Origin of the sequence: Nocardioides ochotonae (assembly GCF_011420305.2) — a bacterium.
Classification (GTDB): domain Bacteria; phylum Actinomycetota; class Actinomycetes; order Propionibacteriales; family Nocardioidaceae; genus Nocardioides; species Nocardioides ochotonae.
In genome coordinates this window covers 454,769-464,965 of sequence record NZ_CP061769.1, presented here as the reverse complement: position 1 = coordinate 464,965, position 10,197 = coordinate 454,769, and the positions used below count along the sequence as shown (strand labels likewise).

General features: G+C 71.8%; 10 protein-coding genes. All 10 read right to left on the bottom strand.

The features are described from left to right. Positions 1 to 10: 10 nt before the first annotated feature. Genes nuoK through HBO46_RS02240 form a run of 10 tightly spaced genes read right to left on the bottom strand, consistent with a single transcriptional unit; the run spans position 11 to position 10,185 of the window. A complete protein-coding gene (gene nuoK, locus HBO46_RS02285) occupies positions 11 to 313 on the bottom strand; it encodes an NADH-quinone oxidoreductase subunit NuoK (RefSeq protein WP_166137294.1) in 303 nt (100 codons plus the stop codon). Then, positions 310 to 1,110 (bottom strand): NADH-quinone oxidoreductase subunit J, encoded by an 801-nt coding sequence (locus HBO46_RS02280; RefSeq protein WP_166137297.1) that lies wholly within the window; start codon positions 1,108 to 1,110, stop codon positions 310 to 312. Before HBO46_RS02280 ends, nuoK begins: the two co-directional genes overlap by 4 nt. Beyond that, on the bottom strand, positions 1,107 to 1,670 hold the full coding sequence (nuoI, locus tag HBO46_RS02275) for an NADH-quinone oxidoreductase subunit NuoI (protein WP_166137300.1): 564 nt from the start codon (positions 1,668 to 1,670) through the stop codon (positions 1,107 to 1,109). The genes HBO46_RS02280 and nuoI overlap by 4 nt, the downstream gene beginning before the upstream one ends. Next, the gene (gene nuoH, locus HBO46_RS02270) at positions 1,670 to 3,013 is read right to left on the bottom strand and encodes an NADH-quinone oxidoreductase subunit NuoH (protein WP_166137303.1); all 1,344 of its coding nucleotides are present in this window, start codon (positions 3,011 to 3,013) and stop codon (positions 1,670 to 1,672) included. The genes nuoI and nuoH overlap by 1 nt, the downstream gene beginning before the upstream one ends. Next, entirely contained in the window at positions 3,010 to 5,469 is a 2,460-nt protein-coding gene (locus HBO46_RS02265) for an NADH-quinone oxidoreductase subunit G (protein WP_166137306.1), read from the bottom strand. The genes nuoH and HBO46_RS02265 overlap by 4 nt, the downstream gene beginning before the upstream one ends. After that, positions 5,466 to 6,773 carry an NADH-quinone oxidoreductase subunit NuoF gene (nuoF, locus tag HBO46_RS02260; protein ID WP_166137309.1) on the bottom strand — a complete coding sequence of 436 codons (1,308 nt, stop codon included), beginning with the start codon at positions 6,771 to 6,773 and terminating at the stop codon, positions 5,466 to 5,468. Before nuoF ends, HBO46_RS02265 begins: the two co-directional genes overlap by 4 nt. Then, positions 6,766 to 7,542, bottom strand: coding sequence for an NADH-quinone oxidoreductase subunit NuoE (gene nuoE / locus HBO46_RS02255; protein WP_166137312.1), 777 nt, complete (start codon positions 7,540 to 7,542; stop codon positions 6,766 to 6,768). The genes nuoF and nuoE overlap by 8 nt, the downstream gene beginning before the upstream one ends. Continuing rightward, a complete protein-coding gene (locus tag HBO46_RS02250; RefSeq protein WP_166137315.1) occupies positions 7,539 to 8,885 on the bottom strand; it encodes an NADH-quinone oxidoreductase subunit D in 1,347 nt (448 codons plus the stop codon). Before HBO46_RS02250 ends, nuoE begins: the two co-directional genes overlap by 4 nt. Next, positions 8,885 to 9,634, bottom strand: a complete 750-nt coding sequence (locus HBO46_RS02245) for an NADH-quinone oxidoreductase subunit C (protein ID WP_166137318.1) — start codon at positions 9,632 to 9,634, stop codon at positions 8,885 to 8,887. The genes HBO46_RS02250 and HBO46_RS02245 overlap by 1 nt, the downstream gene beginning before the upstream one ends. Further along, entirely contained in the window at positions 9,631 to 10,185 is a 555-nt protein-coding gene (locus tag HBO46_RS02240) for a NuoB/complex I 20 kDa subunit family protein (RefSeq protein WP_153321938.1), read from the bottom strand. Before HBO46_RS02240 ends, HBO46_RS02245 begins: the two co-directional genes overlap by 4 nt. Positions 10,186 to 10,197: the final 12 nt, after the last annotated feature.

Sequence of the window (10,197 nt, the reverse complement as noted above, 5' to 3'; positions counted from 1 at the left end):
AGGCGGGCTCCTAGTACTTCAGCAGGCTCGCGTCGTCGACCGAGGCCGAGCGACGGGTCCGGAAGATGGTCATGATGATCGCGAGCCCGACCACCACCTCAGCGGCGGCGACGACCATCACGAAGAACGCGGCGATCTGGCCGTCGAGGTTGCCGTGCTGCTTGGCGAAGGTGACCAGCGCCAGGTTGCACGCGTTGAGCATCAGCTCGACGCACATGAAGACGACGATCGCGTTGCGGCGCACCAGCACGCCGACGGCACCGATCGTGAAGAGGATCGCGGAGAGCGCGATGAACGGAACCGGGTCGTTCACGCCTGCTCCTCCTCGGTCGTGGCGGGCGCGGGTCCCGGGCCGGCGGCGGGGACGCCGAGCGAGCGCTGGACCTCCTCGATGTCGTCGGCCAGGTCCGGCGCCGAGCGCACCACGCCCCGGGCGACGAGCACCCGGGAGACCGACGAGGCCAGCGGCGAGCCGTCCGGCAGCAGGGCGGGGGTGTCGACCGCGTTGTGGCGGGCGTAGACGCCGGGCGCCGGCAGCGGCCCGAGGGGCGCGCCGGTCTCGGCGTACTCACGCAGCCGCTGCGCGGCCCGGTCGGCCTGGGTCTGCTTGGGGGTGAGCCGCTCGCGGTGCGCGAGGACCATCGCGCCCATCGCCGCGGTGATCAGCAGCGCGCTGGTCACCTCGAAGGCGAAGACGTAGCGGGAGAACAGCACGTTGGCGATGCCCTGGATGTTGCCACCGCTGTTGGCCGCCTCGAGACCGACGACGGTGCCCAGGGAGATCTGGGAGATCCCGATCAGGAGCAGCACGCCGAACAGGACGCCGAACACGCCGGCGGTGACCCGCTGCCCGGGGATCGTCTCCACCACCGAGTCGGAGGCGTCGACGCCGACCAGCATCAGCACGAAGAGGAACAGCATCATGATCGCGCCGGTGTAGACGATGATCTGCACCGCGAAGAGGAACGGCGCCTCGAGCACCGCGTAGAGCACCGCGAGGCTGATCATCACCACGGCCAGCAGGAGCGCCGCGTGCACCGCCTTGCGCACGAAGAGGATCGCGGTGGCCGCGGCCACCATCACCGGGGCGAGGATCCAGAACGCGGTCATGCGGTGCCCTCCCCACGGGGTGCGGCCTCGGCGGTGGAGACGCGCGCGGCGAACGTGCCCCGGTAGTAGTCGCCCTCGTCGTCGCCGAGCAGCATCGGGTGCGGCGGCTGCTCCATGCCGGGCAGCAGCGGCGCCAGCAGGTCGGACTTCTCATAGATCAGGTCCGCGCGGTTGTCGTCGGCCAGCTCGTACTCGTTGGTCATCGTCAGCGCGCGGGTCGGGCATGCCTCGATGCACAGCCCGCACAGGATGCAGCGCAGGTAGTTGATCTGGTAGACGCGGCCGTAGCGCTCGCCGGGGCTGTAGCGCTCGGCCTCGGTGTTGGAGCCGCCCTCGACGTAGATCGCGTCGGCCGGGCAGGCCCACGCGCACAGCTCGCAACCGATGCACTTCTCCAGGCCGTCGGGCCAGCGGTTGAGCTGGTGCCGGCCGTGGAAGCGCGGGGCCGTGGGCTGCTTCTCGAAGGGGTACTGCTCGGTGACGACCTTCTTGAACATCGTGCGGAAGGTGACTCCGAACCCGGCGACCGGGTCCCAGAACTGCTCCTTGAGCGTGGCCATCAGGCTGTGCCTCCTTGTCCGGCCGCGCCGGGTTCGCCGGCCGGGACGGTGGATCGCTGGTCGAAGGTCAGGGGGCTGGCCGCGCCGCGGACGGCGCCGCCCGCCGGCATCGGCGGGACCGGGAAGGCCCCGGCCCGCGGGGGCGTGGCGGCGGGGGCCTGGCCGGCCTCCTCCTCCTCGTCCTCGCCGAAGAAGAAGAGCGCCAGCGACAGCACCAGCAGCACGCCGGCGCCGATCGCCGCCCAGCGCAGGTCGATACGGTCCTCCAGCGCACGGACGGTGGCGACGGCGACCGTCCACAGCAGTGCGGCCGGGATCAGACGCTTCCAGCCGAACGCCATGAACTGGTCGTAGCGCAGCCGCGGCAGCGAGCCGCGCAGCCAGATGAACAGGAAGATGAAGAACAGCACCTTGCCGAAGAACCAGAGCACCGGCCACCAGCCCTCGTTGAAGCCGGCGTAGAGCTCGTCGATCCAGAACGGCGCGTGCCAGCCGCCGAGGAACAGCGTCGTGGCCAGCGCCGAGACCGTGGCCATGTTGATGTACTCGGCGAGGAAGAACAGCGCGAACTTGATCGAGGAGTACTCGGTGTGGAAGCCGCCGACCAGCTCGCCCTCGGCCTCGGGGAGGTCGAACGGCGCCCGGTTGGTCTCACCGACCATCGAGATCATGTAGATCACGAACGACGGCAGCAGCACCAGGCCGAACCACAGGTCGTCCTGGGCGGCGACGATCTCCGAGGTCGACATCGACCCGGCGTAGAGGAACACCGCGACCAGCGCGAGGCCCATCGCCACCTCGTAGGAGATCATCTGCGCGCTCGAGCGCAGCCCGCCGAGCAGCGAGTACGTCGAGCCGCTGGACCAGCCGCCGAGCACGATGCCGTAGATGCCGATCGAGGCCATCGCGAGCACGAAGAGCACCGCGACCGGCATGTCGGTGAGCTGCAGCGGGGTGACGGTGTCGGTGAACGGGATCGTGACCTCGGGCCCGAACGGCACCACGGAGAAGGTCGCGAACGCCGCGACCGCGGCGATCACCGGGGCGATCAGGAAGACCACCTTGTCGGCGGCCGCCGGGATCAGGTCCTCCTTGAACATCAGCTTGGCGCCGTCGGCGAGCGACTGGAGCAGGCCGAAGGGACCGTTGACGTTGGGGCCGATGCGGTGCTGCATCCGGGCCACGACCCGGCGCTCCCACCAGATGTTGAACAGCGTCAGCAGGACCAGCACCACGAAGATCAGCACGGCCTTGATCGTGATGACCCACCACGGGTCGGCGCCGAAGGCGCCCAGCCCGATGTCGCTGGGGATCTCGCTGGAGATGTCGGTGCCGAGCATCATGCGTGCCCTCCGATGACGCGGACCCGGGACCCGGGTGAGGCGAGGCCGGCCAGGACGCCGCGGCCGAAGGAGTTGGCGGGCACCCAGATCACGTCGTCGGGCAGCTCACGGTTGATCACCGTCGGCAGCGTGGCGCGTCCGCGGTCGCCGATGACCGTCATCAGGTCGCCGACCTGGTCGTAGACCGCCCGCGGCACGCGGGCGACCGGGATCCGGGCGGTGGCGCGCAGGTGGTCCTCACCGTCGAGCAGCGAGGCGTTGTCGATCATCTGCTTCCAGGTCGCCAGCCGCAGGCCCTCGGTCGGGCCGGCGTCGGCGGGCCGCTCGGTGGCGGTGACCCCCGCCGTGCCCGGGGCCGCGGCGTCCAGCACCGGCCGGGCACCGTCCCAGGGGCCCATCTCGACCATCCGGGCGCGGGCGTCCTGCACGGTGCGGAACCCCAGCGGGGTGCCGACGCCGAGGGCGGCGAGCTCGTCGGCGATGCCGGCGAGGATGCGCAGGTCGGGCAGCGAGGCCGGGTTGGCGAAGACCGCCTCGAAGGGGCGCGGGCGTCCCTCCCAGGTCACGAACGTGCCGGCCTTGTCGATCACCGGCGCCACCGGGAACACCACGTCGGCGGCCCGGGTCACGTCGGTCTCGCGCAGCTCCAGCGCGACCACGAAGCGCGCGGCCTCGATCGCCGCGCGGGTGGCGGCGGGGTCCGCGGTGTCGTCGGGGTCCACGCCGCCGATGACCAGGCCGCCGAGCTCACCGGTGAGCAGCGCGGCGACGATCGCGTCGGCGTCGCGGCCGGGGGTCTCGGGCAGGTGGTCCACGCCCCAGGCGGCGGCGGCGTCGACACGGGCGGCGGCGTCGGCGACCGGGCGGCCGCCGGGGAGCAGGTGGGGCAGGCAGCCGGCCTCGACGGCCCCGCGGTCCCCGGCCCGGCGCGGCACCCAGGCCAGCCGGGCGCCGGTACGACGGGCCAGCGCGGCGGCCGCGGTGAGCGCGCCCGGCGAGGTCGCCAGCCGCTCCCCCACCAGCAGCACGGTGTCGCTGTCGATGCCGTGCTCGGCGTGCTCGGCCAGGGACTCGATGACCGCGGCCTCGTCGCCGGGTCCGGCCACGATCACGCGACCGCGCATCTTGCGCAGGCCGCGGCTGCGGTACGGCGCCACGGCGAGCACCCGGGTGCCGCCTCGGGAGGCCTTGCGCAGCCGCAGGAAGAGCGTGCCGGCCTCCTCCTCGGGCTCCAGGCCCAGGAGCACCACGCTGCGGGCCTGCTCCAGGTCGGCGTAGGTGACCCCGCCGTTGCCGGGCGCGGTGAGCACGACCTCGGCGGCGAGGAAGTCGGCCTCCTCGGCCGAGAGCGGCCGGGCCCGGAAGTCGACGTCGTTCGTGCCGAGCGCGAGCCGGGCGAAGGTGGCGTAGGCGAAGGCGTCCTCCGCGCTGACCCGCCCGCCGGGCAGCACCGCGGCCGGACCGGCGGCGGCGAGGCCGCGCGCGGCGACCGCGAACGCCTCGGTCCACGACGCCGGGCGCAGCTCGCCGTCGCCGCCGTCCTCGACCCGGTCGCGGACCATCGGGTAGGAGATCCGGTCCGGACGGGTCGCGTAGGTGAACGCGAACCGGTCCTTGTCGGTGATCCACTCCTCGTTGACCTCGGGGTCGTTGCCGGCCAGGCGGCGCATCACCCGGCCGCGGCGGTGGTCGACGCGGATCGCGGCGCCGCAGGCGTCGTGCTCGGCGACCGAGGGGGTGGAGACCAGGTCGAAGGCGCGGGCCCGGAAGCGGTACTCCGCCGAGGTGAGCGCGCCGACCGGGCAGATCTGGATGGTGTTGCCGGAGAAGTAGCTCTGCAGCGGCTCCTTCTCATAGATCCCGACCTGCTGGAGCGCGCCGCGCTCCACCAGGGCGATGAAGGGGTCGCCGGCGATCTGCTCGGAGAAGCGGGTGCAGCGCGCGCACAGCACGCAGCGCTCGCGGTCCAGCAGGACGTTGGCGGAGAGGTTGATCGGCTTGGGGTAGGTGCGCTTGACGCCCTCGAAGCGGGACTCGCCGCGCCCGTTGCTCATCGCCTGGTTCTGCAGCGGGCACTCGCCGCCCTTGTCGCAGACCGGGCAGTCGAGCGGGTGGTTGACCAGCAGGAACTCCATGATCCCCTGCTGCGCCTTGTCGGCGACCGGGCTGGTGGCCTGGGTGCTGACCACCATGCCGTCGGCGACCGGCAGCGTGCAGGAGGCCTGCGGCTTGGGGAACCCGCGGCCGTTGCCGGCGTCCGGGACGTCGACCAGGCACTGGCGGCAGGCGCCGACCGGCTCGAGGAGCGGGTGGTCGCAGAAGCGCGGGATCTGCACCCCGACCTGCTCCGCGGCCCGGATCACCAGGGTGTCGCGCGGCACGCTGACCTCGACCCCGTCGATGGTCAGCGTGACCAGGTCGGTGTCGGCCTGGACGTTGTCCGGTGTGGTCGTCACGAGACCCCCTCGGTCGCGAAGACGGTGGAGGCCACGGGGTCGAACGGGCAGCCCCCGTGGCTGAGGTGGGCGAGGTACTCCTCGCGGAAGTGCTGCACCGAGCTGGTGATCGGGCTGGTGGCGCCGTCGCCGAGGGCGCAGAACGCGCGGCCCAGGATGTTGTCGCACTGGTCCAGCAGCAGGTCGAGGTCGGCCTCGGAGCCCTCGCCGCGCTCGAGCGCGGCCAGCGTCTGTGCCAGCCACCAGGTGCCCTCGCGGCACGGGGTGCACTTGCCGCACGACTCGTGCTTGTAGAACTCCGTCCAGCGCAGCACCGCGCGCACCACGCAGACCGTCTCGTCGAAGATCTGCAGCGCCCGGGTGCCGAGCATCGAGCCCGCGCCGGCGACCCCCTCGAAGTCGAGGGGTACGTCGAGGTGCTCGGCGGTCAGCAGCGGGGTGCTGGAGCCGCCGGGTGTCCAGAACTTCAGCTCGTGTCCGGCGCGCACGCCGCCGGCGAGGTCGAGCAGCTGGCGCAGGGTGATGCCGAGCGGCGCCTCGTACTGCCCGGGGCGCTCGACGTGCCCGGAGAGGGAGAAGATCCCGAAGCCGGCGGACTTCTCGGTGCCCATCGAGGAGAACCAGCCCGGGCCGTTGCCGACGATGCTGGGCACCGAGGAGATCGACTCGACGTTGTTGATCACCGTCGGGCTGGCGTAGAGCCCGGCGACCGCGGGGAACGGCGGGCGCAGGCGCGGTTGGCCGCGCTTGCCCTCCAGGCCCTCGAGCAGCGCGGTCTCCTCGCCGCAGATGTAGGCCCCGGCGCCGGCGTGGACGACCACGTCGAGGTCGTAGCCCGACCCGTGGATGTCGGTGCCGAGGTGGCCGGCGAGGTAGGCCTCCTGCACGGCGCGCTGCACCCGGCGGATCACATGCAGGACCTCGCCGCGGATGTAGATGAACGCCTTGTTGGCGCGGATCGCGTAGGAGCTGATGATCACGCCCTCGACCAGCGTGTGCGGGCTGGCCATCATCAGCGGGATGTCCTTGCAGGTGCCCGGCTCGGACTCGTCGGCGTTGACCACGAGGTACTTGGGGCGCGGGTTGTCCTGCGGGATGAACGACCACTTCATGCCGGTCGGGAAGCCCGCCCCGCCGCGGCCGCGCAGGCCGGAGTCCTTGACCGCGGCGATCACCGCGTCCGGGCCCATCTCGAAGGCCCGGTCGACGGCGCCGTAGCCGCCGCGGCGCTCGTAGGCCTCGAGGGTCCAGGACCGCTCCTGGTCCCAGTTGTCGGTGAGCACCGGGGTGAGCACGTCAGGCATCGCGGACCTCCTCCTCGATCGTCTCGGACTCCGCACGGGAGGTGTCGGCCTCGGAGGCCGCGGCCGCCTTCTGCGCCGGCTCCTCGGGTACGTCGTGCCCGTCGAGCTCCGGGGACCCGGTCTCCGGCGCGCGCCAGCCGCGCTCGCGGGCGATGCCGAGGCCGGCCAGCGACGCCGGTCCGGCCGCGGGGCCCTCGTCGGCGCGGTCGTCGGGGAACCCGGCCAGCACCCGCTCGGCCTCGCGCCAGGTGCAGATCCGAGGGCCACGGGTGGAGCGGACCTCGGCGCCGCTGCGCAGCTCCTCGACCACCTGGACCGCCGACTCGGGGGTCTGGTTGTCCATGAACTCCCAGTTGACCATCATCACCGGGGCGTAGTCGCAGGCCGCGTTGCACTCGATGTGCTCGAGGGTGATCGCGCCGTCGGCGGTGGTCTCGTCGTTGCCGACGTCGAGGTGCTCCTTGAGCCGCTCGAAGATCAGGTCGCCGCCCATCACCGCGCACAGGGTGTTGGTGCAGACACCGACGAGGTAGTCGCCCACCGGCTTGCGCTTGTACATCGTGTAGAACGTCGCGACGCCGCTCACCTCGGCCGCGGAGATGCCGAGCACGTCGGCGCAGGCCTCGATGCCCTCCGGGGTGATCCGCCCGGCCACCGACTGCACCAGGTGGAGCATCGGCAGCAGCCCGGACCGCGCCTCGGGGTAGCGCGCGGCGATCTGCTCCAGCTCGGCGTACGTCGCGTCGTCGATCTCGTGGGTGGCGCTCACCGGTCGACTCCTCCCATGACGGGGTCGATGGAGGCGATGGCGACGATGATGTCGGCGACCATGCCGCCCTCGCTCATCACGCTCGTGGCCTGCAGGTTGGTGAAGGACGGGTCGCGGAAGTGGACCCGGGCCGGCCGGGTGCCGCCGTCGGAGACGATGTGGGCGCCGAGCTCGCCGCGAGGCCCCTCGAGCGGGACGTAGGCCTGCCCGGCCGGGACCCGGAAGCCCTCGGTGACCAGCTTGAAGTGGTGGATGAGGGCCTCCATCGACTCGCCCATGATGTGGCGGATGTGGTCGAGGGAGTTGCCCATGCCGTCGGAGCCGATCGCGAGCTGGCTGGGCCAGGCGATCTTCTTGTCCGCGATCATCACCGGCGCGCCCTCGAGCCCGGCCAGCCGGTCGGCGGCCTGCCCGACGATGCGCAGCGACTCCCACATCTCGTTGAGCCGGATCCGGAAGCGGCCGTAGGCGTCGGCGGTGTCCCAGGTCTGCACGTCGAACTCGTAGTCCTCATAGCCGCAGACCGGCTCGCTCTTGCGCAGGTCCCAGGGGTAGCCGGTGCTGCGCAGGACCGGTCCGGTCATGCCGAGCGCCAGGCAGCCCTCGAGGTCGAGGTGGCCGACTCCCTCGAGCCGGGCCTTGAAGATCGGGTTGGCGTTGCACAGCGCGGCGTACTCGGGCAGCCGCTTCTTCATCAGCGCGATGAAGGAGCGGATCTCCTCCAGCGCCCCGACCGGGAGGTCCTGGGCGACGCCGCCGGGGCGGATGAACGCGTGGTTCATCCGCAGGCCGGTGATGAGCTCGAACAGGTCCAGCACCAGCTCGCGCTCGCGGAAGCCCATCGTCATCACGGTCAGCGCGCCGATCTCCATGCCGCCCGTCGCGATCGCGACGAGGTGGGAGGAGATCCGGTTGAGCTCCATCAGGAGCACCCGCATGACCTGGGCCTTCTCGGGGATCTCGTCCTCGATGTCGAGCAGCCGCTCGACGCCCAGCACGTAGGTCGCCTCGTTGAACAGCGGCGCCAGGTAGTCCATCCGGGTGCAGAAGGTGACGCCCTGCACCCAGGAGCGGTACTCCATGTTCTTCTCGATGCCGGTGTGCAGGTAGCCGATGCCGCAGCGGGCCTCGGTGACCGTCTCGCCCTCGAGCTCGAGGATCAGGCGCAGCACGCCGTGGGTGGAGGGGTGCTGGGGGCCCATGTTGACCACGACGCGCTCGGCGCGCTCGCTGTCGGGGTCCTCCGCGAGGCCGGCCGCGATCTCGTCCCAGTCCTGCCCGGAGACGGTGAAGACCCGCCCCTCGGTCGTCTCGGACGTCCCGGCGTAGATGTCATGAGCCATTACGTGTAGCTCCTGCGCTGGTCGGGAGGCGGCACCGAGCCGCCCTTGTACTCCACGGGGATGCCGCCGAGCGGGTAGTCCTTGCGCTGCGGGTGGCCGGGCCAGTCGTCGGGCATCAGGATCCGCGCCAGGCCGGGGTGACCGTCGAAGATCAGGCCGAACATGTCGTAGGTCTCCCGCTCGTGCCAGTCGGCCGTGGGATAGACCGCGACGACCGACGGCAGGTGCGGGTCGGCGTCGGGGACGCCGACCTCGAGCCGGATCCGGCGGTTGTGGGTCATCGAGAGCAGGTGGTAGACCGCGTGCAGCTCGCGCGCGGTGTCGCCGGGGTAGTGCACGCCGCTGACGCCGGAGAGCAGCTCGAAGCGCAGCGCGGGGTCGTCGCGCAGCACCTTGACCACTGCCAGCAGGTCCTCGCGGCGCACGTGGAAGGTGATCTCGCCGCGGTGCAGGACCACGGACTCCACGGCGTGCTCGATGCCACCGGCGCGCAGCCGCTCGGCGAGGACGTCGGCGACCTCGTCGTACCAGCCGCCGTACGGGCGCCGGGCCGGGGCGGGCAGCGTGACGGCCTGGCGCAGGCCGCCGTACCCGCTGGTGTCCGGGGTGCCGCTGACGCCGAACATGCCGTGCCGCTCCCCGACCTGGTGCACCTCGCCGGGGGGCGCCGGGACGTTCTCGGGCGACTGCTCGACGGCCGGCTGCCCGGGGCCGGCGGTCTTCTCCGGCGTGCTCTCGGGATCACTCACCGCAGCTGCCCCTTCATCTCGGAGGTCGGCAGCGCCCGCAGCGCGGCGGTCTCGAGGGTCTCGATCTCGGCGGCGCGGTGGGCGCCGAGCTTGGCGTGCTGCACCTGGTCGTGGAGCTTGAGGATCGCGTCGATCAGCATCTCCGGGCGCGGCGGGCAGCCGGGGAGGTACATGTCGACGGGGACGACGTGGTCGACGCCCTGGACGATCGCGTAGTTGTTGAACATGCCGCCGCTGGAGGCGCACACGCCCATGGCCAGCACCCACTTGGGGTTGGGCATCTGGTCGTAGATCTGGCGCAGGACCGGCGCCATCTTCTGGCTGACCCGGCCGGCGACGATCATCAGGTCGGCCTGGCGCGGGCTGGCGCGGAAGACCTCCATGCCGAAGCGGGCCAGGTCGTACTTGGGCCCGCCGGAGGTCATCATCTCGATGGCGCAGCAGGCCAGACCGAAGGTCGCCGGCCAGAACGACGCCTTGCGCATGTAGCCCGAGAGCCCCTCGACGGTGGTGAGCAGCACCCCGCTCGGCAGCTTCTCCTCGATACCCATGTCCCCGCTCCT

Coding starts and splice junctions, on each gene's coding strand:
- HBO46_RS02250 (WP_166137315.1), bottom strand. CDS start 8,885: ATGGCTCATGACATCTACGCCGGGACGTCCGAGACGACCGAGGGGCGG.
- nuoF (WP_166137309.1), bottom strand. CDS start 6,773: ATGCCTGACGTGCTCACCCCGGTGCTCACCGACAACTGGGACCAGGAG.
- nuoI (WP_166137300.1), bottom strand. CDS start 1,670: ATGGCCACGCTCAAGGAGCAGTTCTGGGACCCGGTCGCCGGGTTCGGA.
- nuoH (WP_166137303.1), bottom strand. CDS start 3,013: ATGATGCTCGGCACCGACATCTCCAGCGAGATCCCCAGCGACATCGGG.
- HBO46_RS02280 (WP_166137297.1), bottom strand. CDS start 1,110: ATGACCGCGTTCTGGATCCTCGCCCCGGTGATGGTGGCCGCGGCCACC.
- HBO46_RS02240 (WP_153321938.1), bottom strand. CDS start 10,185: ATGGGTATCGAGGAGAAGCTGCCGAGCGGGGTGCTGCTCACCACCGTC.